Below are 22,559 nucleotides of genomic sequence, written 5' to 3'. Positions count from 1 at the left end.
GGGCCGAGGCCGAGACCCGGTGCACCGGGCCCGGGCCGTCCGGGCGGATACGCCCCGGCTGCGGGGTCAGAACGCCGCGTTGTAGACCAGACCGGACAGCACCGCGCCGATCAGCGGCCCGGCCACGGGGATCCAGGAGTAACTCCAGTCCGAGGAACCCTTGTTGGGGATCGGCAGCAGCGCGTGCACCAGACGCGGTCCGAGGTCACGGGCCGGGTTGATGGCGTAGCCGGTGGGCCCGCCCAGCGACAGCCCGATCCCGACCACCAGCAGCGCGACCAGCAGCACATTGATCCCGGAGCCGTAGACGCCGACGTGCTCGCCGGGGACCCGGCCGATGCCGATGCCCGGATTCTGGCCGAAGAACAGCAGCGGCAGCACCAGACCGATGGTGGCGATGATCTCGGTGACGAGATTGGCGGCCGGCTTGCGGATCTCCGGGCCGGTGGAGAAGATCCCCAGCGTCGGCTGGGCCTTGTCCCGTTCCGCGTTGGCGGCGAACTGCGCGTAGTACAACGCCCAGGCCAGTACGGCACCGATCGCCGCACCGACCATCTGGGCCAGGATGTACAGCGGCACCTTCGACCACTCGGTGCCGCCTGCGACCGCCGAGCCGAGCGTCACCGCGGGGTTCAGATGCCCGCCGGACAGCGGCGCCGCGGTGTAGGCGCCGGCCAGTACGCCCATGCCCCAGCCGAAGGCGATCACGACCCAGCCGGCGTCCTTCGCCTTGGAGTAGTGCAGGGTGACGGCGGCGCACACACCGGCCCCGAAGAGTATGAGTATCGCGGTGCCGATCACTTCACCGACGACGATGTCCCCATTGGAATACATGGCGGCTCCTTGGCCCTCGCCCGGGGACGTCCCCCGGTCCTCCGTGCAGGGTGCGTGCCACCGGCGGGCAGCGGACAGCCGCTGCCACCCGGCCGGGGTGCCTGAGTGCGGCGATGCCGACTGGCATCCGGAAGTGTTCACCGGTGATGAGGGGGCGTCAAGGTCGCGCACAGCGGGGGATGTCGATGGGTTCCGAGGGCTGCCGAAGGGTGGAGTGGGGACGGGAGTCTCGCGGTCCGCGGGTTCTCACGCCACGCTCGTCCATAACGGCCACGGCCTCCCGCACCGTCGGGTCGCCCCAGGTCACCGCACCGCGACCACCGCCGATCCGTGCCCGAACAGCCCTTGGTTGGCGGTCACCCCCACCCGGGCATCCGCCACCTGCCGCGCGCCCGCCTGCCCCCGCAACTGCCAGGTCAGCTCGCAGACCTGGGCGATGGCCTGGGCCGGTACCGCCTCCCCGAAGGAGGCCAGACCTCCGCTGGCATTCACCGGCAGCCGCCCGCCCAGCGCGGTCGCCCCGTCCCACAGCAGCTTGGCCGCTTCACCGGCGCCGCACAGCCCCAGATCCTCGTACCACTCCAACTCCAGTGCGGTGGACAGGTCGTAGACCTCGGCCAGGGACAGATCCTCGGGCCCGATCCCGGCCTCCTCGTAGGCGGTGTGCGCGATCGATGCCCGGAAGCCGGTCTCCGGCTCGGGAGCGGCGGCCGCGGAATCGGTGGCGATGTCCGGCAGGTCCAGTACGGTCCGCGGATAGCGCGGGGTGGCCGTGGAGACCGCGCGGATCCGGACCGGATCCGTGACGCCGTGCCGGCGGGCGAAGTCCATGCTGGTCAGGACCAGCGCAGCGGCGCCGTCGGAGGTGGCACAGATGTCCAGCAGCCGCAGCGGATCGCAGACCACGGCTGACGCGGCGACCTCCGGCGCGGTGACCCGCTTGCGGTAGCGGGCGTACGGATTGGCCGCGCCCGCCGCCGAGTTCTTGACCTTCACCTGCGCGAAGTCGTCGGTCGTCTCGCCGTACAGTGCCATCCGGCGGCGCGCGTACAGCCCGAAGTACGCCGGGTTGGTGGCGCCCAGCACCCGGAACCGCAGCCAGTCGGGATCGTCGGGCCGGTCACCGCCCGCCGGGGTGAAGAAGCCCTTGGGCGCGGCGTCGGCGCCCACCACGAGGGCCACGTCCGCCATCCCTGAGAGGATCTGTGCCCGCGCGGCGGCGATGGCCTGCGCGCCGGATGCACAGGCGGCATAGACGCTGGTCACCCGGGCGCCCTGCCACCCCAGCGCCTTGGCGAAGGTCGCGCCCGCCACGTAACCGGGGTAGCCGCCGCGTACCGTGTCCGCACCGACGATGCTCTGCACGGCACGCCAGTCGAGCCCGGCGTCCGCAAGCGCCGCCTTGGCCGCCTTCGTGCCGTACTCGACGAAGCTGCGCCCCCACTTGCCCCAGGGATGCATACCGGCGCCCAGTACGGCCACGTCGCCGGGGGAGGAGCTTCCGGGGCTCCCTGGGCTCACCCCTACCCGCCGCCCACCCGCGCCCTTGGTTTTTTCCCCGCCGCCCACCCCCCTTCGGGGGGTGGGCGGGTGTAGAGGTGAGGTTTCCGCCCACGCGCCGGCACTCACGGCCTCCGCGGCATCGGCCACAGCGCCCGCGGCATCGGTCCCCGCTCCCGTGGCGTCGGTCCCCGCTCCCGTGGCGTCGGTCCCCGCGGCGTCCGTCCCGCCCCCCAGGCCCCGCCCGCAGGGCCGCCAATGCCACGTCGTCCGGACACCCCCGTCGTCCCCCTCGCCCCCGGCGACGGTCCCGGGAACCAGCTCGACCTCCGTGCCCACGCTGAGGTCCGCGGCGCGGACGCCGGGCGCGGCCTGCCCGAGGACGACCATCCCTTCCTCCGCCAGCTCCACGGCGACCAAGGCGTACGGCCGCCACTCGGCCTCCGGATCGGAGACGTACGGGAAGGGCGGACGGTAACGCGCGTCGGTGTAGGACCAGATCGTGCCGCGCCGGGACAGCGGCACCTCCGCCAGCTCGTCACCCCCGCACGCGGGGTTGCGGCAGAAGGCGTCCTCGCGGGGGAAGAACACCGCACCACAGGCCCGGCAGCGCGTCCCCAGCAGCCGGAAGTCCGCCGCGTCCCGATCGAACCACCCCGGCACCACCGGCTTCCGTGTCTGTGCCACAGACCCTCCCCGACCGCGGACCGACCACAACGAAACGCAAAGGAACGATGGAGCAAGCCGACGGAACACAACGGAACCGACGGAACACGAAGAACCGACGGAACACGAAGAACCGACGCAATGGGCAAAACTGACGGAACGTCAGAAGTGTGCCACGCTGCCGCTCCGCGCGGAACCCCGGTACAGTCGCCGGGCGATCAAGCCGTTCACGAGGGGGAGCGCCCGTGACCGAAGCCGCCCGAACCGACGCCCGTCCCGCCCCCACGGAAGCTGCGACGCCCGCCGTACGGCTCACCGCCGTCACCAAGGAATTCGGTCCGCTACGTGCCGTCGACGGCGCCGAGCTCACCATCGGGGAAGGTGAGTTCTTCTCCCTCCTCGGCCCCTCCGGCTCGGGCAAGACGACCCTGCTGCGCCTGATCGCCGGTTTCGAACGGCCCGCCTCGGGCCGCATCGAGCTCGCCGGACGTGACGTCACGGCACTTCCGCCCAGCCGCCGCGACGTCCACACCGTCTTCCAGGACTACGCGCTCTTCCCCCACATGACGGTCGAACAGAACGTCGCCTACGCGCTCACCGTCGCCGGGGTGCGCAAATCCGAACGCCTCGCCCGCGCCCGTGCGGCTCTGCGCACCGTACGCCTCGACGACCACGGCCCGCGCCGGCCCGACCGGCTCTCCGGCGGCCAGCGCCAGCGCGTCGCCCTGGCCCGCGCCCTGATCGACGACCCCGGGCTGCTGTTGCTCGACGAACCTCTCGGCGCGCTCGACCTCCAGTTGCGACAGGAGATGCAGCGCGAACTCCAGCGCATCCAGCGCGCCACCGGCGTCACCTTCCTCCTTGTCACCCACGACCAGGAAGAGGCGCTGACGCTCAGCGACCGCCTCGCTGTGCTCGACCGCGGCCGTATCGTGCAGACCGGCTCACCGCTGGAGATCTACGACCGTCCGGCCACCGCGTTCGTCGCGGGCTTCATCGGTACCACCAATCTGCTGCGTGACCAGGCCGCGGTCCGTGTGATCGGCGCCCCGGGCACGTACAGCCTCCGCCCCGAGCGGATCCGGATCGTCGCTCCGGACGGCCCGAACGGCGGCCCGAACGGCGGCCCGAACGGCGGTCCGGACGGTGCCCCCGGGCCGGGGGAGCGGTGTGTGCCCGGCAGGATCACCGAGATCGCGCACGTCGGTGCCCACACGCGCGTGGTGGTCCGCCTCGACGCCGGAGGTGACCAGCTCACCGCAGTGCGGCTGAACTCCACGGATCTGCCGGACGCCGCCCGTCCTGGCGCCGCCGTCCAGCTGCTGTGGAACGCCGCCGACGCCTGTCCGGTGCCCGCCTGAGGGATCGTCATGCTACGCGCCGGAGCGCATCCCGATTCCCGACGCGCTCTGGTGGCAGACGGCCAGCTTCCGGATACTGGCGGGGCTCGACAGCCGTGTGCGACAGCGGGAGTACACCATGCGCAACGCGAATCCGTGGAAGGCCGCAGTGGCGGCCGGGGTCCTGCTGCTGGCCGTCGCCTGCGGCTCCGGCAGCGGTGGAACGGACGGCGGGGGAGCCGCCGAACAGAAGAGCGTCGGCAAGGGCGAGGGCCGGGTCGACATCATCGCCTGGGCCGGATACGCCGAGGACGGCTCCAACGACCCCAAGGCCGACTGGGTGCACCCCTTCGAGAAGCAGACCGGCTGCAAGGTCAACACCAAGACCGCCGGGACCTCGGACGAGATGGTCTCGCTGATGAAGACCGGCCAGTACGACACCGTCTCCGCCTCTGGTGACGCCACCCTGCGGCTGATCGCCGCCGGGGACGTGGCGCCCGTCAACACCCGTCTGGTGCCGAACTACCGCGACATCTTCAGCGGTCTGAAGATGCGCCCGTTCAACTCCAAGGGCGGGAAGATGTACGGCATCCCGCACGGCCGCGGCGCCAATCTGCTGATGTACCGCACCGACAAGGTCTCCCCGGCCCCCGACTCCTGGAAGGCCGTCTTCGACGGCGCGGCGAAGTACGCGGGCAAGGTCACCGCCTACGACTCGCCCATCTACATCGCCGACGCCGCCCTCTACCTGATGAAGGCCCGTCCTGCACTCGGCATCAAGGATCCGTACGCCCTGGACCGCACCCAACTCGACGCCGCGGTCGCCCTGTTGAAGAAGCAACGGCAGCAGATCGGCGAATACTGGAGCGACTACCAGAAGGAAGTCACCGCCTTCAAGGGCGGCGACAGCGTCCTCGGTACCACCTGGCAGGTCATCGCCAACACCGCCGCCGCGGAAAAGGCCCCCGTCAAGGCCGTCCTCCCCAAGGAGGGGGCCACCGGCTGGTCCGACACCTGGATGGTCTCCGCCAAGGCCGCCCACCCCAACTGCGCCTACAAGTGGCTCAACTGGATCGTCTCCCCGAAGGTGAACGCCCAGGTCGCCGAGTACTTCGGCGAGGCGCCCGCCAACGCCAAGGCCTGCAAGGAAACCGCCGACCCCCGTCACTGCGCCGTCTACCACGCCGATGACGAGGCCTACTACCGCCGCGTCCACTTCTGGACCACCCCCGTCCCGCAGTGCCTCGACGGCCGCAAGAACGTCAAGTGCACCGACTACGCGGAGTGGACCCGCGCCTGGACGGAGATCAAGGGCTGAGTGGGGACGCCCGGGTGTCCGCCACGAGCCATGAGCCCCGCGCCCGCGGCCGGCTCGCCGCGCTCCTCGCCCCGCCCCTGCTGTGGCTGGTCCTCGCCTACCTCGGCTCCCTCGCCGTCCTCCTGCTCTCCGCCTTCTGGACCACCGACCCCTTCACCTCGGATGTCGTCCACACCTGGACCACCGACAACTTCCGCGACATCCTCACCACTCCCGTCTACCGCACCGTCGCCCTGCGCACCGTCGGGATCGCCGTCGCCGTCACGCTCCTCGACGCCCTGCTCGCGCTGCCGATGGCCTTCTTCATGGCGCGGGTGGCGGCCGGCCGGCTGCGCCGCGCCCTGCTGGTGGCCGTGCTGACCCCGCTGTGGGCCGGCTATCTGGTCAAGGCGTACGCCTGGCGGGTGATGCTCGGCGAGCACGGCATCGTCAACGCCGCACTCGCCCCGCTGGGGCTGCACGGCCCCGGATACGGCACGGCCGCCGTCGTGCTCGTGCTCGCCTACCTCTGGCTGCCGTACATGATCCTGCCGGTCCACACCGCCCTGGAACGGCTGCCCGCCCACCAGCTGGAGGCTTCCGCCGACCTCGGTGCGGGCACCGTACGGACCCTGCGCTCCGTCGTGGCGCCCGCCGTCCGTCCCGCGCTCCTGGCGGGTTCCGTCTTCACCTTCTCGCTCTCCCTCGGCGACTACCTCACCGTGCAGATCGTCGGCGGCCGCACCCAGCTCCTGGGCAATGTCATCGCCTCCCAGGTCACCCTCGATCTGCCGCTCGCGGCGGCGCTCTCCGCGGTCCCGGTCGCCCTCGTCGTCTGCTACCTCGCCGCCGTCCGCCGGGCCGGCGCGCTCGACTCGCTCTGACCGGAACCGAAGGAGGCAGCCGGATGCACCTCACCCGCACCGCCCGGATCGTCCTCGGCTGCCTCACGGCCGCCGGTCTCGCCCTGATCTACCTCCCCCTGCTCCTGGTCCTGCTCAACTCCGTCAACGCCGACCCCTCGTTCGCCTGGCCGCCCCGCGCGCTGACCGGCGAATGGTGGAGCCGCGCCCTGCACAGCGCGGGTGCCCGCGACGCCCTGTGGACCTCGCTGCGGGCGGGCCTCGGCGCCACCGCCGTCGCCCTCGCCCTCGGCTCGCTCGCGGCCTTCGCCGTGCACCGCCACCGCTTCTTCGGACGGCAGACCGTCTCGTTCCTGATCGTGCTGCCGATCGCGCTGCCCGGCATCGTCACGGGCATCGCCCTCAACGCCGCCTTCCGCACCGTCCTTGCGCCGCTGGGCATCGGCTTCGGCCTCTTCACGGTCGTTGTCGGCCATGCCACCTTCTGCGTCGTCATCGTCTTCAACAACGTCGCCGCCCGGCTCCGCCGGATCGCCCCGTCCCTGGCCGAGGCCTCCGCCGACCTGGGCGCCCGCCCCTGGCAGACCCTGCGGTACGTCACCTTCCCGGCGCTGCGCCCGGCGCTGTTCGCCGGCGCGCTGCTGGCTTTCGCGCTCTCCTTCGACGAGGTCGTGGTGACCACCTTCACGGCGGGCGCGGGCACCAAGACGCTGCCGGTCTGGATCTACGAGAACCTGGCCCGCCCCCACCAGGCACCGGTCGTCGATGTGCTCGCCGCGCTGCTGATCGCCCTGTCGGTCATCCCGGTGTACGCCGCTCAGCGACTCTCCTCGGACACCGCCGGCGGCCGGCTTTGAGCGCACGGCCGGTGCTCGGCAGCCGGCGGCCGGCTCCCCGTCGGCGGCCGTACGGAGGCGCGGGATCCCCGAAAGGGTGACTCCGCAGACCTTCGCCGAACCGGACGCGGTCCGGCCGCGTCCCTCACAGCAGGGTCCGGGGCACGGGATCGACGGGGGTGATTCGGTGCCCCGGCCCGTCAGCGACGCGACGGTGGAGGAGGGCTCGACCCACGAGCCCTCCTCCTGCTCGCTTTCGGCCACGAGCCATCAGCCACGAGCTATCAGCCAAGAGCCCGAGCCATCAGCCACGAGGCCGTCAGCCACAAACCACCAAGCCGTCACCGGCCTGCCCGGCCGCTCAGTGCCGCACCAGCGACCCCCGCGCGACCGGGAAGTCGAAGTAGGTGTCCGGAAACGTCTCCGGTGTGAAGGTGTAGTGCCACCACTCCTTGTCGTAGTTGACGAAGCCGGCGCGCTCCAGGCCGTCCTTCAACAGCAGCCGGTTCGCCCGCTGTTCGCCCTTGATCCGTGGGTCGAGGGTGTGCGCCAGCGTGTCGAAGCAGTCGAAGCCGGTGCCCATGTCCAGCGAATTGTCCGGGAAGCGGGCCGCCTTCGGGCCGTAGCACGAGGACAGCGGCTCCCCGGGGACATACGGCCGGGTGGGCAGGGCCGGCAGCCGCACCAGCGTGAGGTCGAGGGTGCTGCCCCTGCTGTGCCCGGACTTCTCCGCGATATAGCCGTCCCGGAACAGCGTCGACTTGTCGACCCGCGGATAGAACTCGGCCTTCATCCGCTGGTCGCCGAGGTCCTTGGCCCAGGACACGAAGTGGTCCACCGCGCGCTGCGGCCGGTAGCAGTCATAGACCTTGAGGGAGTATCCGCGGCGCAGGAACGAGCGCTGCGCCCGGTGCAACGCCCGTGCCGCGTCCCGGGTCAGCAGGCACATCGGCGCCCGGTAGCCGGTCACCGGCACTCCCATGAAGTCGTGCGGGGTGAAGTAGCGCATCTCCTGGATGACGGTGGGGTCAATGTCCCGCAGCGCGACGAACTCCTCGGGCGCCTTGGGGCCGTTGGCCGGCCGCGACGACGGCGCCGGGCGGTGCGGGACGGTGTCCGCCGCCGCACCCGAAGGGGCAGCGGCCACGGTGATCAGCGCGGCGGCAGCGGCAGCAAGGCCGCGCAGCGCGGCAGCAAGTCTCGGCATGGCCCCCGTCTACCAGGCGCGGCAGGAGGGAGGGAAGCCCCGCCGCACAACCACTGCCCATCCGCCGCACAACCGGTCCCACCACCAGTCGCCCGCACCACCGCCCCGCCCCGTAATCCACCAGCCGCGCACCACGGCCGCCCCGCCCCTCCTCTCCCACCACCACGCCCCCGTTCCGCTTTCCCCGCCCCGCTACGCCCCCACCCCACCCGCCAACCCCCGCACCCGCACCGGATACCCCACCGCGCCTCCGTCCCGCCGCTCCACGATCACCCGGTCGCCCTCCCGCCGCGAGGTGAACCGCTCCGCCGTCGGCCGCTGCCAGCCGTCCCCGGCGTCCGGCACCACCAGCCCGCTGCCCCCGCGCCCGGCCACCGGCGCCCACACCTCCAGCTCCGTCCCGCCGTCCGCCCCGGTCACCGGCAACACCGCACCGGCCCGCGCCAGCACCGGAATCCGCGACAGCGGCGCCTCCACCCACACCTGACGCGGACCGTCATACGCCCGCCCGGTCGCGGTGTCGTACCACCGCCCACGCGGCAGCCGCACCGGACGCCGGGTCACCCCCGCCGCCAGTGCCGGCGCCACCAGCAGCGCATCCCCCAGCAGAAACGCGTCCTCGCAGTCCCGCAGCGCCCGGTCCCGCGGCGCGCTCCACCACACCGGCCGGACGTACGGCGCACCGGTCAGCCGCGCCAACTGGCCCAGCGTCCCGAAGTACGGCAGCAGCCGCTGCCGTTCGCCCAGTGCCGTACGGGCGTGCTCCAGCACCTCGTCCCCGTACTCCCACGGCTCCCGCCGCCCCGCCCCGAGCGCCGAATGGGTACGGAACAGCGGCAGGAACGCCCCCAGCTGGAACCACCGCAGATACAGCTCGGGGGAAGGCACCCCGGAGAACCCGCCGATATCGGGACCGCTGTACGGGACCCCGCACAGCCCCAGCCCCAGCACCAGCGACAGCGAAGCCCGCAGCCCCGCCCAGCCCGTCGCCACATCGCCCGACCAGCTCCCGCCGTAGCGCTGCAGTCCCGCCCACCCCGAGCGGGAGAAGAGGAACGGCCGCTCGGCAGGCCGCAGTTCGCACAGCCCCTCGAAGCCGGCCTGCGCCATGGCCAGGCCGTAGATGTTGTGCGCCTCCCGGTGATCGCCGCCCCGGCCCTCCAGAGCGTGCCGTGCCGAGCGCGGCAGCGTCCGCTCCCCGAACGCGGCAAAGGAGACCGGCTCGTTCATGTCGTGCCACACACCCGCGAAGCCCTGCGCCAGCCGTTCCGCGTACAGCGCCCCCCACCACTTGCGCGCCCGCGCATCGGTGAAATCCGGGTACACCGACTCGCCCGGCCATGCCTCCCCGCGGACCTCCCGCCCGCGCGCGTCCCGTACGAAGGCATCCGCCGCCGCTCCGCCCTCGTACACCGTGTCCCCCGGCTCCGCCTTCACCGCCGGATCCACGATCGACACCAGCCGCACCCCGTCGGCCCGCAACTCCCGCGCCAGACCGGGCAGATCCGGATAGCGCTGCCGGTCGACGGTGAAGACCCGGTGCCGGTCGTAGTGGTCGATGTCCAAATGGACGGCCGACAGCGGAAGCCCGCGCTCCTGGTAACCCGCCACCACCCGGCGCACCTCGGCCTGGCCGCCGAAGCCCCAGCGGGCGTGCTGGTATCCGAGCGCCCACTGCGGCGGCAGCGCGGGCGCCCCGGTCAGCGCCGTCCAGCCCTGCAGCACCCGGGCCGGGGTACCCGCCAGCACCCAGTACCGCAGCGGTCCGCCGTCCATCCGCACTTCACAGGTGCCCGGCCGGTCATGCCCCGAGCCCGCACCCTCCGCGCCCTCGCGCAGCGTCACCCGGCCGTCCCAGGAGTTGTCGTGGAAGACCAGATGCGTACCGGCATCCGCCACCACCAGCTGCACCGGCATCGTCAGCGACAGCGGATCGTCCCCCGGTGCGAAGGCGCCGCCCGGATCCGTGTTCCACAGCCGGTACGCACCGTCCCGCAGCCGCGGCCCGTGCGCCCGGCCGCCGAGCCCGAAGAACCGGGCATCGGCGGCGACCTGCGCCCGCTGCACCCAGCGGGAGGCGCCGCCGTCGGGCCGCCCGTCCGCCCCTTCCACGGCTGTGCGGTCCCACCAGCGCGGCGGCAACTCCCGCCGCAGCACCGCCCCGCCGGGCGTCCGCACCTCCACCGCACCGTGCCGGGACACCACCACCAGCACCCGCTCGGAGACCACCCGCCAGCCGCCCTCGGTATCGGGCTCCAGCACCGCCCGCGCGTCCACCTCCGGGCACGCCCCGGCCAGCGCGTACGACGGCTCCGGCCCGGCACCCTCCCAGCCGCAGAACACCGCACCGCCCGAGGCCACCCGCACCCGCAGCGACGACCGCTCGAAGTGGATCAGCCCGCCGCCCGGCTGGGGCTCCGCACCGCGCGCCGCCCCCGGCACCCGCGCCCGCTCGGCGCTGTGCCGCGGCAGCGCCAGCGCATCCGCCCGCCGCGCCCGCCACGCCGTACGCACGGACCGCAGCCCCTGCGCCGGCCCGACCGCCTTGATCATCCGTACCGACCGCCCCAGCAGATCCCGCCCGTCCATGCCGGTCAGCCTGCCATTGACGGCCGGGTGCGCGGGCACCGTTCAACTGCCGTTCACCTGCGCAGGGTCACGCTCGGCCACCCTCGGGCCCGCGGATCGTCACCCGATGGCCGAATCCCGCCGTATGTCCCGCCACGACTCCCGTATGTCCCGCCGCGACTCCCGTATGTCCCGCCGCGACTCCCGGATGTCCCACCACGACTCCCCAAACCGGCCGGTGGCACGTGCCGGCACCACACCCGCCACCCCCGAATGTGGGCAGCCCACCCTGGTGCACAAGTCGATCACATGGCATCGTCCAGGCAAGCCGTGTCACGCGCACACGCCCACCCACTGGGCCGGGGGAACCTCACCGTCGTGCGCGCCCGACGCGTAACCGCCCGGGAGCCGCATCATGACCACCGCACCGCAGTCCGCCCCGCAGCCGGAACCCCTCTGGCAACCAGGCCCGGACCGGATCGCCGGCGCACAGGTCACCCGCTTCCACACCTGGGCCGCCGCACACCACGGCGCGCCCGCACCCACCCCCGGCGACCCCGCCACGAGCTACGCCGCCCTGCACCGCTGGTCCGTCGGCGACCTCCCCGCCTTCTGGCAGGCCACCGCCGAGTGGTTCGACGTCCGCTTCGCCACCCCGTACGAAACCGTCCTCGCCGACCGCGCGATGCCCGGCGCCCGCTGGTTCCCCGGCGCCACCCTCAACTACGCCGAGCACGCCCTGCGCGCCGCCGAGGACCCGGCCCGCGCCGGCGACCCCGCGCTGCTGTACGTCGACGAGACCCAGGAGCCCACCCCGGTCAGCTGGACGGAACTGCGCGCCCAGGTCGGCTCGCTGGCCGCCGAACTCCGCCGCCTCGGTGTCCGTCCCGGCGACCGGGTCAGCGCCTATGTCCCCAACATCCCGCAGGCCGTCGTCGCGCTCCTCGCCTCCGCCGCGGTCGGCGCCGTGTGGACCTCCTGCGCCCCCGACTTCGGCGCCCGCAGCGTGCTGGACCGCTTCCAGCAGATCGAACCCGTCGTCCTGTTCACCGTCGACGGCTACCGCTACGGCGGCAAGGAGCACGACCGCCGCGACACCGTCGCCGAACTCCGCGCCGAACTGCCCACCCTGCGCGCCGTCGTCCACATCCCGCTGCTCGGCACCCCCGCCCCCGAAGGCGCCCTGAACTGGTCGGACCTGACCTCTAAGGACACCGAACCGGTCTTCGAACAGGTCCCCTTCGGCCACCCGCTGTGGGTCCTGTATTCCTCCGGCACCACCGGCCTGCCCAAGGCCATCGTCCAGTCCCAGGGCGGCATCCTGCTCGAACACCTCAAGCAGACCGGCCTGCACTGCGACCTCGGCCCCGACGACCGGTTCTTCTGGTACACCTCCACCGGCTGGATGATGTGGAACTTCCTCGTCGCCGGCCTCCTGGTGGGCTCCACGATCGTGCTCTACGACGGCAGCCCGGGCCACCCCGACATCTCCGCCCAGTGGCGGGTCGCCGAAACCACCCGCGCCACCGTCTTCGGCACCTCCGCCGCCTACGTCATGGCCTGCCGCAAGGCCGGCATCCACCCGGCCCGCGACCTCGACCTCTCCGCCGTCACCTGCGTCGCCACCACCGGCTCCCCGCTCCCGCCGGACGGCTTCCGCTGGCTGCACGACTCCTTCGCGGAGAGCGGCGCCGACCTGTGGACCGCCTCCGTCAGCGGCGGCACCGACGTCTGCAGCTGCTTCGCCGGCGCCGTCCCCACCCTCCCCGTGCACATCGGCGAACTCCAGGCCGCCTGTCTGGGCACCGACCTGCAGGCCTGGGACCCCCAGGGCAAACCGGTCATCGACGAGGTCGGCGAACTCGTCGTCACCAACCCCATGCCCTCCATGCCCACCCGCTTCTGGAACGACCCCGACGGCACCCGCTACCACGACAGCTACTTCGACATGTACCCCGGCGTCTGGCGGCACGGCGACTGGATCACCATCACCTCCCGCGGCAGCGTCGTCATCCACGGCCGCTCCGACTCCACCCTCAACCGCCAGGGCGTCCGGATGGGCTCCGCCGACATCTACGAAGCCGTCGAACGGCTCCCGGAGATCCGCGAATCCCTGGTCATCGGCCTGGAACTGCCCGACGGCGGCTACTGGATGCCACTCTTCGTCCACCTCGCCCCCGGCGCCACCCTCGACGACGCCCTGCGCGACCGCATCAAACGGACCATCCGCGAACAGCTCTCGCCCCGCCATGTCCCCGACGACATCATCGAAGCCCCCGGCGTCCCGCACACCCTCACCGGCAAGCGCATCGAGGTCCCCGTCAAGCGCCTCCTCCAGGGCACCCCGCTCGACAAGGCCGTCAACCCCGGCTCCGTCGACAACCTCGAACTGCTCCGGTTCTACGAGCAGGTGGCCCGCGACCGCACCGCCGACAGCGCGCTGTAGGCGTTGCCTCCCCGATCAGACCGGGCTCGCGCGGTCTGATCGGGGAGAGACGCCCCGGCCCCCGCCGCGCCGGACCAGCAGGCCACCCACGCCCTCCGGTCCGGCGCCCGGCCGCATTGTCAGACCCCCCGATTACTCTCAGTGACAAGTGATGTTCGGCTGCCACGCTCACACCGAGCCGGCGCATCTCACTCAGGGGGAGTCATGACATCCACATCCCGGCCCACCGACCCGTCCACCGCCCGCCGCGCACTACGCCGCGAAATCCCCAGCAGCGCCGCCGTCCTGGCCGACGAACAGGACTTCACGGCCATGCGCCGCTACCCCACCTTCCCGTTCGACGACCACCGCAGCTACCTCCAGCAGGTGGAGACCCTGCTGCGCAGCCTCGCCGCCCAGGGCGTGCTCACGACCCTCAGCCTCTTCGACCCGGCCGCCTACGAGAAATACTGCGCGGACCTCGCCCTGGACCCGGACCGCCCCGACAGCCGCAGCCGCTACACCGCCGAAGTCGCCCGCACCGGCGCCACACTCACCTACCAGGGCGAACCGCTGGCCGAGCTGCTGCCGCTACTCGTCGAAGAAGCCGACCTCCAGGCGACCTGGGACCACGCCTCGGGCGTCCTGGCCCGCGCCGGCAGCTGCGAGGCGTGCGGCGAAGACCTCGCCCACGCCGCCTTCGCCCGCGCCACCCAGGCCCTCCAGGAACTCCTGGCCGCCCTCGGCGACGGCACCCACCACCTCGTCTGCTCCGTTGCGGCCGGCGAGCCCTCCCTCCTGGCCGTCCTGCACGCCACCAGCCACGACGGCGCCCGCCCCCAGCTCGCCGAATCCCCGACCCTCGTCTTCTGCACGGTCCTCGCCGCCGGCTTCGCCCTGCGCAGCCCCGGCGGCCTCGTCTCCCGCACCACGGCTCCCGCCGCCCCCGACACCACCGGCTACCGCACCCGCGAAACGGTCCGCGGCTGGACCCTCGGCGACTCCTGGCCCCGCCCCCTCGGCGCCGCCGAAGTCTTCACCGCCTACTGCACCGACGCCGACACCGGCGAACCGATCCCACCCGAGCACGGCGTCGACTACGCCCCCGGACTCCCCCTCACACCCCCACCCGACCCGCACGAACACTGAGCGCGCCACCACCCGCTCCGCACAAAGGCGCACACAACACCATGGCCGCCCCGCCACAAGGGCGGGACGGCCATCAACACTCCTGACTCCTGCGACGCACCGCGCCGCGCGGGATCACTCCCCGGAGAGCACCGCCTGCGCGGCAGCCCGCGCATCGTCGGCGGTGTCCGCGGCACGCGCCGCGGCCGCCGCCCGCTCGCACTGCGCCAGCGTGTGCTTGGACAACGTCGCCCGTACGTACGGAATCGACGCCGCCCCCATCGAAAGGCTGGTGACACCGAGCCCCGTCAGCACACACGCCAACAGCGGATCGGAGGCCGCCTCACCACACACACCACAGCTCTTGCCCTCGGCCTTCGCCGCCTCGGCCGAAGCCGCCACCAGGTCCAGCAGCGCCGGCTGCCAGGGGTCCTGCAGACGCGAGACGGCACCCACCTGACGGTCGGCGGCGAAGGTGTACTGCGCCAGGTCGTTGGTCCCCAGCGAAAGGAACTCCACCTCCTGAAGAATCGACCGTGCCCGGAGCGCCGCGGACGGAATCTCCACCATCGCCCCGAACTTCGCCCGCAGCCCGGCCTCCCGGCAGGCATCCGCGAACGCCTTGGCGTCGATCCGGTCCGCCACCATCGGCGCCATGACCTCGAGGTAGACCGGCAGCCCCTCGGCCGCCCTGGCCAGCGCCGTGAGCTGCGTACGCAGCACATCCGGATGGTCGAGCAGGGTCCGCAGTCCCCGCACACCCAGCGCGGGGTTCGGCTCATCGCCCGGCGTCAGGAACTCCAGCGGCTTATCGGCCCCGGCGTCGAGAACGCGCACGACCACGCGTCCCTCAGGAAACGCCTCCAGCACCGTCCGGTACGCCTCGACCTGCTTCTCCTCGGACGGAGCCTTCTTGCTGTCGTCCAGGAACAGGAACTCCGTACGGAAGAGCCCGACGCCTTCCGCCCCGGCCTCGACCGCCGCGGGCACATCACCGGGACCACCGACATTCGCCAGCAGCGGCACCTTGTGCCCGTCGGACGTGGCACCCGGACCGGACGACGACGCCAGCGCCGCCCGCCGCTCCGCAGCGGCCTGCTCCAGCGCCGCCCGCTTCTCGGCACCCGGCTCGACAAAGACCTCACCGGTGCTGCCGTCGACGGCGATGACGGTGCCCTCGACGAGTTCGCCCGCGCCCGGGAGCGCGACGATGGCCGGCACCCCCAGCGCCCGCGCAAGAATCGCGCTGTGGCTGGTCGGCCCGCCCTCCTCGGTCACGAACCCGAGCACCAGCGTCGGGTCCAGCAGCGCGGTGTCGGCCGGCGCCAGGTCCCGCGCGATCAGCACATACGGCTCGTCGCTGTCCGGCACACCCGGCATCGGCACACCCAGCAGCCGGGCGACGATCCGGTTGCGCACATCATCGAGGTCGGCCACCCGGCCCGCGAGGTACTCACCGGCACCCGCAAGCAGCGCCCGGTAGGCGGCGAACGCGTCGTACACCCCGCGCTCGGCGGTGGAGCCGACGGCGATCCGCCGCTCGACATCTGCGATCAGCTCCGGGTCCTGAGCCATCAGGGCCTGGGCCTCCAGCACGGCCTGCGCCTCGCCGCCCGCCAGGTTCCCCCGCGCTATCAGGTCAGCGGCGACAGCCTCCACGGCCTGGCGGGCACGCCCCTGTTCGCGCTCCGCCTCGTCCGCCGGAATCTGCTTGGCCGGCGGCTCCAGGACCGCCGTGCCCATGTGCCGCACCTCGCCGATCGCCACCCCGTGGCTGACGCCGACGCCTCGCAGCGTTGTCTCCATTGCACCCGTCTCCGGTTGATGCGGCGGTCCGGGCCGCCGCGATGGATGTCGTACCTGCCGTCCGGGACGGCGCCCGGCTACTGCCAGGAGAAGAGCTGGTCGCCCGCCTTGATATCGCCGGCCTCGCTGACCTCACCGAGCGAATCGGCGGTGGCCTCCAGCGCAACGACCGGGCACACCGGCGACTTACCGGCCTCCTCGACCGCGGCCGGGTTCCAGCGCACGATCTCCTGCCCACGAGCGACGCTGTCACCCTTGTTCACGAGCAGCTCGAAGCCCTCGCCATTGAGCTGAACGGTGTCGATACCGAGGTGGGTGAGCACACCGTGCCCCTCGGAGTCGACGACGACGAACGCGTGCGGGTGCAGCGATACGAGAACGCCGTCCACGGGCGAAACCGCAGCAGACGGCTCACGCACCGGATCGATGGCGGTACCGGGACCCACCATCGCTCCGGAGAACACCGGATCGGGCACAGCCGCGAGTCCGATGGCGCGTCCGGCAAGAGGGGACGTCACGGTGGTCATGGGAAGCCTCCCAGGGGTGGAGATTCATCAGGCCGCCGTCACTACCTGTCCTGGACGGCGCACCGTTCAGAAGCGTAAGTCATAAGAACTGACGGTTCCGCATGAGAGACGCCGGTTGCCCACCGCACGTCACGCCGAATCGATTTGCCTCGCCCACAGCAGAGCTGTACTGTCTGAGACCTGCCCCGGACAGCCAGGACGCAATCAACTGCGTCCGGTTGAGGTGGGCGGCACTCCCAGCGTCTTGATCACGACTCAAGAATTGCGCGCTTCTGCATTCCTGCAGAAAAGCAGCGGTTCGAAAGCCGGAAAAGGCCTGATAGAGTGTGAAACACCGAAGGGAAGCGCCCGGCGGAAACCCGAGAGGGAATCCCAAGGAAGCGTCCGTTCCTTGAGAACTCAACAGCGTGCCAAAAGTCAACGCCAGATATGTTGATACCCCGTCGACCGGAAACTTCCGGGAGATGAGGTTCCTTTGAAAGTCCACCACGGCCCATGCGGTCGGGGTGGCACACACAGCGAGGACGCTGTGAACGACCGGACTTATTCCGTCTGGTTGTTCCGCTCTCGTGTGTGTTCACCGGATTACCGGTAAACATTCACGGAGAGTTTGATCCTGGCTCAGGACGAACGCTGGCGGCGTGCTTAACACATGCAAGTCGAACGATGAACCTCCTTCGGGAGGGGATTAGTGGCGAACGGGTGAGTAACACGTGGGCAATCTGCCCTTCACTCTGGGACAAGCCCTGGAAACGGGGTCTAATACCGGATACGACTACCGACCGCATGGTCTGGTGGTGGAAAGCTCCGGCGGTGAAGGATGAGCCCGCGGCCTATCAGCTTGTTGGTGGGGTGATGGCCTACCAAGGCGACGACGGGTAGCCGGCCTGAGAGGGCGACCGGCCACACTGGGACTGAGACACGGCCCAGACTCCTACGGGAGGCAGCAGTGGGGAATATTGCACAATGGGCGAAAGCCTGATGCAGCGACGCCGCGTGAGGGATGACGGCCTTCGGGTTGTAAACCTCTTTCAGCAGGGAAGAAGCGAGAGTGACGGTACCTGCAGAAGAAGCGCCGGCTAACTACGTGCCAGCAGCCGCGGTAATACGTAGGGCGCAAGCGTTGTCCGGAATTATTGGGCGTAAAGAGCTCGTAGGCGGCTTGTCACGTCGGATGTGAAAGCCCGGGGCTTAACCCCGGGTCTGCATTCGATACGGGCAGGCTAGAGTTCGGTAGGGGAGATCGGAATTCCTGGTGTAGCGGTGAAATGCGCAGATATCAGGAGGAACACCGGTGGCGAAGGCGGATCTCTGGGCCGATACTGACGCTGAGGAGCGAAAGCGTGGGGAGCGAACAGGATTAGATACCCTGGTAGTCCACGCCGTAAACGTTGGGAACTAGGTGTGGGCGACATTCCACGTCGTCCGTGCCGCAGCTAACGCATTAAGTTCCCCGCCTGGGGAGTACGGCCGCAAGGCTAAAACTCAAAGGAATTGACGGGGGCCCGCACAAGCAGCGGAGCATGTGGCTTAATTCGACGCAACGCGAAGAACCTTACCAAGGCTTGACATACACCGGAAACGTCTGGAGACAGGCGCCCCCTTGTGGTCGGTGTACAGGTGGTGCATGGCTGTCGTCAGCTCGTGTCGTGAGATGTTGGGTTAAGTCCCGCAACGAGCGCAACCCTTGTTCTGTGTTACCAGCATGCCCTTCGGGGTGATGGGGACTCACAGGAGACTGCCGGGGTCAACTCGGAGGAAGGTGGGGACGACGTCAAGTCATCATGCCCCTTATGTCTTGGGCTGCACACGTGCTACAATGGCCGGTACAATGAGCTGCGATACCGCGAGGTGGAGCGAATCTCAAAAAGCCGGTCTCAGTTCGGATTGGGGTCTGCAACTCGACCCCATGAAGTCGGAGTTGCTAGTAATCGCAGATCAGCATTGCTGCGGTGAATACGTTCCCGGGCCTTGTACACACCGCCCGTCACGTCACGAAAGTCGGTAACACCCGAAGCCGGTGGCCCAACCCCTTGTGGGAGGGAATCGTCGAAGGTGGGACTGGCGATTGGGACGAAGTCGTAACAAGGTAGCCGTACCGGAAGGTGCGGCTGGATCACCTCCTTTCTAAGGAGCATCTAGGCAGCCGCAAGGTTGTCCAGAGCCACTACGTCGGCAAACGTCCGACGGTGGTTAGCTCATGGGTGGAACGTTGACTATTCGGCACACTCGGTTGGTTGTCACTAGTACTGCTTCGGCGTGGAACGTGGGGATTGATGGAGTGGGCCGGGCACGTTGTTGGGTATCTGAGGGTACGGACCGTTGAGTCTGGACCTTCGCGATGCCGGCCCCAGTGAACTCAGCCTTCGGGTTGGGGTGGTGGGTGGCTGGTCGTTGCTTGAGAACTGCACAGTGGACGCGAGCATCTGTGGCCAAGTTTTTAAGGGCGCACGGTGGATGCCTTGGCACCAGGAACCGATGAAGGACGTGGGAGGCCACGATAGGCCCCGGGGAGCTGTCAACCAAGCTTTGATCCGGGGGTGTCCGAATGGGGAAACCCGGCAGTCGTCATGGGCTGTCACCCGCTGCTGAACACATAGGCAGTGTGGAGGGAACGCGGGGAAGTGAAACATCTCAGTACCCGCAGGAAGAGAAAACAACCGTGATTCCGGGAGTAGTGGCGAGCGAAACCGGATGAGGCCAAACCAGTCACGTGTGATACCCGGCAGGGGTTGCGTGGTTGGGGTTGTGGGAGTTCTCTTTCACAGTCTGCCGGCTGTGAGACGAGTCAGAAACCGTTGATGTAGGCGAAGGACATGCGAAAGGTCCGGCGTAGAGGGTAAGACCCCCGTAGCTGAAACATTAACGGCTCGTTTGAGAACCACCCAAGTAGCACGGGGCCCGAGAAATCCCGTGTGAATCTGGCGGGACCACCCGTTAAGCCTAAATATTCCCTGGTGACCGATAGCGGATAGTACCGTGAGGGAATGGTGAAAAGTACCGCGGGAGCGGAGTGAAATAGTACCTGAAACCGTGTGCCTACAAGCCGTGGGAGCGTCGCTGTATGTGCTTGCACATGCAGTCGTGACTGCGTGCCTTTTGAAGAATGAGCCTGCGAGTTTGCGGTATGTTGCGAGGTTAACCCGTGTGGGGAAGCCGTAGCGAAAGCGAGTCCGAATAGGGCGTTGAGTAGCGTGCCCAAGACCCGAAGCGGAGTGATCTAGCCATGGGCAGGTTGAAGCGGAGGTAAGACTTCGTGGAGGACCGAACCCACCAGGGTTGAAAACCTGGGGGATGACCTGTGGTTAGGGGTGAAAGGCCAATCAAACTCCGTGATAGCTGGTTCTCCCCGAAATGCATTTAGGTGCAGCGTCGTGTGTTTCTTGCCGGAGGTAGAGCACTGGATAGGCGATGGGCCCTACCGGGTTACTGACCTTAGCCAAACTCCGAATGCCGGTAAGTGAGAGCGCGGCAGTGAGACTGTGGGGGATAAGCTCCATGGTCGAGAGGGAAACAGCCCAGAGCATCGACTAAGGCCCCTAAGCGTGTGCTAAGTGGGAAAGGATGTGGAGTCGCAGAGACAACCAGGAGGTTGGCTTAGAAGCAGCCACCCTTGAAAGAGTGCGTAATAGCTCACTGGTCAAGTGATTCCGCGCCGACAATGTAGCGGGGCTCAAGCACACCGCCGAAGTCGTGTCATTGCAGCATGAGGACCAACGTCCGTTGTGATGGGTAGGGGAGCGTCGTGTGCCGGGTGAAGCAGCCGTGGAAACGAGTTGTGGACGGTTCACGAGTGAGAATGCAGGCATGAGTAGCGATACACACGTGGGAAACGTGTGCGCCGATTGACTAAGGGTTCCTGGGTCAAGCTGATCTGCCCAGGGTAAGTCGGGACCTAAGGCGAGGCCGACAGGCGTAGTCGATGGACAACCGGTTGATATTCCGGTACCCGCTTTGAAACGCCCAGTATCGAATCCATTAATGCTAAGGCCGTGAAGCCGGCCTGGAGTCTTCGGACAAAGGGACGTGGTGGAGCCGCCGATCCAAGGTGGTAGTAGGTAAGCGATGGGGTGACGCAGGAAGGTAGTCCAGCCCGGGCGGTGGTTGTCCCGGGGTAAGGGTGTAGGCCGTGTGGTAGGTAAATCCGTCACACGTTAAGGCTGAGACCTGATGCCGAGCCGATTGTGGTGAAGTGGATGATCCTATGCTGTCGAGAAAAGCCTCTAGCGAGTTTCATGGCGGCCCGTACCCTAAACCGACTCAGGTGGTCAGGTAGAGAATACCGAGGCGTTCGGGTGAACTATGGTTAAGGAACTCGGCAAAATGCCCCCGTAACTTCGGGAGAAGGGGGGCCATTGCTGGTGATCCGATTTACTCGGTGAGCTGGTGGTGGCCGCAGAGACCAGCGAGAAGCGACTGTTTACTAAAAACACAGGTCCGTGCGAAGCCGTAAGGCGATGTATACGGACTGACGCCTGCCCGGTGCTGGAACGTTAAGGGGACCGGTTAGTCACATTTCGGTGTGGCGAAGCTGAGAACTTAAGCGCCAGTAAACGGCGGTGGTAACTATAACCATCCTAAGGTAGCGAAATTCCTTGTCGGGTAAGTTCCGACCTGCACGAATGGCGTAACGACTTCTCGACTGTCTCAACCATAGGCCCGGTGAAATTGCATTACGAGTAAAGATGCTCGTTTCGCGCAGCAGGACGGAAAGACCCCGGGACCTTTACTATAGCTTGATATTGGTGTTCGGTTCGGCTTGTGTAGGATAGGTGGGAGACTTTGAAGCAGCCACGCCAGTGGTTGTGGAGTCATTGTTGAAATACCACTCTGGTCGTGCTGGATGTCTAACCTGGGTCCGTGATCCGGATCAGGGACAGTGTCTGGTGGGTAGTTTAACTGGGGCGGTTGCCTCCTAAAGAGTAACGGAGGCGCCCAAAGGTTCCCTCAGCCTGGTTGGCAATCAGGTGTTGAGTGTAAGTGCACAAGGGAGCTTGACTGTGAGACTGACGGGTCGAGCAGGTACGAAAGTAGGGACTAGTGATCCGGCGGTGGCTTGTGGAAGCGCCGTCGCTCAACGGATAAAAGGTACCCCGGGGATAACAGGCTGATCTTCCCCAAGAGTCCATATCGACGGGATGGTTTGGCACCTCGATGTCGGCTCGTCGCATCCTGGGGCTGGAGTCGGTCCCAAGGGTTGGGCTGTTCGCCCATTAAAGCGGTACGCGAGCTGGGTTTAGAACGTCGTGAGACAGTTCGGTCCCTATCCGCTGTGCGCGTAGGAGTATTGAGAAGGGCTGTCCCTAGTACGAGAGGACCGGGACGGACGAACCTCTGGTGTGCCAGTTGTCCTGCCAAGGGCATGGCTGGTTGGCTACGTTCGGAAAGGATAACCGCTGAAAGCATCTAAGCGGGAAGCCTGCTTCGAGATGAGTACTCCCACCCCCTTTGAGGGGTTAAGGCTCCCAGTAGACGACTGGGTTGATAGGCCAGATATGGAAGCCTGGTAACGGGTGGAGTTGACTGGTACTAATAGGCCGAGGGCTTGTCCTCAGTTGCTCG

Annotated in this window: 12 protein-coding genes, 2 rRNA genes and 1 pseudogene; 8 read left to right on the top strand and 7 right to left on the bottom strand. The window is 68.7% G+C overall.

Annotated features, from left to right (window positions below; genetic code table 11):
* Positions 1-66: 66 nt before the first annotated feature.
* The 3 genes and pseudogenes from ABR737_RS08375 to ABR737_RS08365 all read right to left on the bottom strand — a co-directional run.
* On the bottom strand, positions 67-834 hold the full coding sequence (locus ABR737_RS08375; RefSeq protein ID WP_350249542.1) for an MIP/aquaporin family protein: 768 nt from the start codon (positions 832-834) through the stop codon (positions 67-69).
* A 303-nt stretch (positions 835-1,137) separates the two neighbouring features.
* Positions 1,138-2,355, bottom strand: a complete 1,218-nt coding sequence (locus ABR737_RS08370) for a lipid-transfer protein (protein WP_350256719.1) — start codon at positions 2,353-2,355, stop codon at positions 1,138-1,140.
* A gap of 228 nt (positions 2,356-2,583) precedes the next feature.
* A pseudogene (locus tag ABR737_RS08365) lies at positions 2,584-3,021 on the bottom strand (Zn-ribbon domain-containing OB-fold protein); the annotation flags it as partial.
* A 224-nt stretch (positions 3,022-3,245) separates the two neighbouring features.
* On the opposite strand from ABR737_RS08365, the gene ABR737_RS08360 reads away from it, so the two are divergent.
* The 4 genes from ABR737_RS08360 to ABR737_RS08345 all read left to right on the top strand — a co-directional run bounded on the left by ABR737_RS08360 (position 3,246) and on the right by ABR737_RS08345 (position 7,357).
* Complete coding sequence (locus ABR737_RS08360; RefSeq protein ID WP_350249541.1) at positions 3,246-4,361, top strand: ABC transporter ATP-binding protein; 1,116 nt, start codon at positions 3,246-3,248, stop codon at positions 4,359-4,361.
* A 118-nt stretch (positions 4,362-4,479) separates the two neighbouring features.
* Positions 4,480-5,658, top strand: a complete 1,179-nt coding sequence (locus ABR737_RS08355; protein ID WP_350249540.1) for an ABC transporter substrate-binding protein — start codon at positions 4,480-4,482, stop codon at positions 5,656-5,658.
* A gap of 14 nt (positions 5,659-5,672) precedes the next feature.
* Positions 5,673-6,521 (top strand): ABC transporter permease, encoded by an 849-nt coding sequence (locus ABR737_RS08350; protein ID WP_350249539.1) that lies wholly within the window; start codon positions 5,673-5,675, stop codon positions 6,519-6,521.
* A 23-nt stretch (positions 6,522-6,544) separates the two neighbouring features.
* The gene (locus ABR737_RS08345; RefSeq protein WP_350249538.1) at positions 6,545-7,357 is read left to right on the top strand and encodes an ABC transporter permease; all 813 of its coding nucleotides are present in this window, start codon (positions 6,545-6,547) and stop codon (positions 7,355-7,357) included.
* A 340-nt stretch (positions 7,358-7,697) separates the two neighbouring features.
* Here ABR737_RS08345 and ABR737_RS08340 read toward each other — a convergent pair whose 3' ends face one another.
* Both ABR737_RS08340 and ABR737_RS08335 read right to left on the bottom strand, forming a co-directional pair.
* Positions 7,698-8,543 (bottom strand): M15 family metallopeptidase, encoded by an 846-nt coding sequence (locus tag ABR737_RS08340; RefSeq protein WP_350249537.1) that lies wholly within the window; start codon positions 8,541-8,543, stop codon positions 7,698-7,700.
* 192 nt (positions 8,544-8,735) lie between these two features.
* On the bottom strand, positions 8,736-11,132 hold the full coding sequence (locus tag ABR737_RS08335) for a glycoside hydrolase family 31 protein (protein WP_350256718.1): 2,397 nt from the start codon (positions 11,130-11,132) through the stop codon (positions 8,736-8,738).
* Between the two features lie 394 nt (positions 11,133-11,526).
* On the opposite strand from ABR737_RS08335, the gene ABR737_RS08330 reads away from it, so the two are divergent.
* Both ABR737_RS08330 and ABR737_RS08325 read left to right on the top strand, forming a co-directional pair.
* On the top strand, positions 11,527-13,557 hold the full coding sequence (locus tag ABR737_RS08330; RefSeq protein ID WP_350249536.1) for an acetoacetate--CoA ligase: 2,031 nt from the start codon (positions 11,527-11,529) through the stop codon (positions 13,555-13,557).
* A gap of 204 nt (positions 13,558-13,761) precedes the next feature.
* Complete coding sequence (locus ABR737_RS08325; RefSeq protein ID WP_350249535.1) at positions 13,762-14,685, top strand: DUF8829 domain-containing protein; 924 nt, start codon at positions 13,762-13,764, stop codon at positions 14,683-14,685.
* A 114-nt stretch (positions 14,686-14,799) separates the two neighbouring features.
* Here ABR737_RS08325 and ptsP read toward each other — a convergent pair whose 3' ends face one another.
* Together ptsP and ABR737_RS08315 are read right to left on the bottom strand one after the other, a co-directional pair.
* Positions 14,800-16,470 (bottom strand): phosphoenolpyruvate--protein phosphotransferase, encoded by a 1,671-nt coding sequence (ptsP, locus tag ABR737_RS08320; RefSeq protein ID WP_350249534.1) that lies wholly within the window; start codon positions 16,468-16,470, stop codon positions 14,800-14,802.
* Between the two features lie 77 nt (positions 16,471-16,547).
* On the bottom strand, positions 16,548-16,997 hold the full coding sequence (locus ABR737_RS08315) for a PTS sugar transporter subunit IIA (protein ID WP_350249533.1): 450 nt from the start codon (positions 16,995-16,997) through the stop codon (positions 16,548-16,550).
* Between the two features lie 598 nt (positions 16,998-17,595).
* On the opposite strand from ABR737_RS08315, the gene ABR737_RS08310 reads away from it, so the two are divergent.
* Positions 17,596-19,124: ribosomal RNA gene (locus tag ABR737_RS08310) — 16S ribosomal RNA — on the top strand.
* A gap of 303 nt (positions 19,125-19,427) precedes the next feature.
* Positions 19,428-22,550: ribosomal RNA gene (locus tag ABR737_RS08305) — 23S ribosomal RNA — on the top strand.
* Together the 16S and 23S rRNA genes form the textbook arrangement of a ribosomal RNA operon.
* The last annotated feature ends 9 nt before the right edge of the window (positions 22,551-22,559 follow it).

Source organism: Streptomyces sp. Edi2 (assembly GCF_040253635.1).
Taxonomy (GTDB): Bacteria; Actinomycetota; Actinomycetes; order Streptomycetales; family Streptomycetaceae; genus Streptomyces.
The sequence above is the reverse complement of the archived record's forward strand: the minus strand, read 5'-3'. Positions and strand labels throughout refer to the sequence as shown.

What these genes read in the sequence shown, in the direction of transcription:
- ABR737_RS08375 (WP_350249542.1), bottom strand. Translation starts at nt 834, where the DNA reads ATGTATTCCAATGGGGACATCGTCGTCGGTGAAGTGATCGGCACCGCG.
- ABR737_RS08355 (WP_350249540.1), top strand. Translation starts at nt 4,480, where the DNA reads ATGCGCAACGCGAATCCGTGGAAGGCCGCAGTGGCGGCCGGGGTCCTG.
- ABR737_RS08345 (WP_350249538.1), top strand. Translation starts at nt 6,545, where the DNA reads ATGCACCTCACCCGCACCGCCCGGATCGTCCTCGGCTGCCTCACGGCC.
- ABR737_RS08340 (WP_350249537.1), bottom strand. Translation starts at nt 8,543, where the DNA reads ATGCCGAGACTTGCTGCCGCGCTGCGCGGCCTTGCTGCCGCTGCCGCC.
- ABR737_RS08335 (WP_350256718.1), bottom strand. Translation starts at nt 11,132, where the DNA reads ATGGACGGGCGGGATCTGCTGGGGCGGTCGGTACGGATGATCAAGGCG.
- ABR737_RS08330 (WP_350249536.1), top strand. Translation starts at nt 11,527, where the DNA reads ATGACCACCGCACCGCAGTCCGCCCCGCAGCCGGAACCCCTCTGGCAA.
- ABR737_RS08325 (WP_350249535.1), top strand. Translation starts at nt 13,762, where the DNA reads ATGACATCCACATCCCGGCCCACCGACCCGTCCACCGCCCGCCGCGCA.
- ptsP (WP_350249534.1), bottom strand. Translation starts at nt 16,470, where the DNA reads ATGGAGACAACGCTGCGAGGCGTCGGCGTCAGCCACGGGGTGGCGATC.
- ABR737_RS08315 (WP_350249533.1), bottom strand. Translation starts at nt 16,997, where the DNA reads ATGACCACCGTGACGTCCCCTCTTGCCGGACGCGCCATCGGACTCGCG.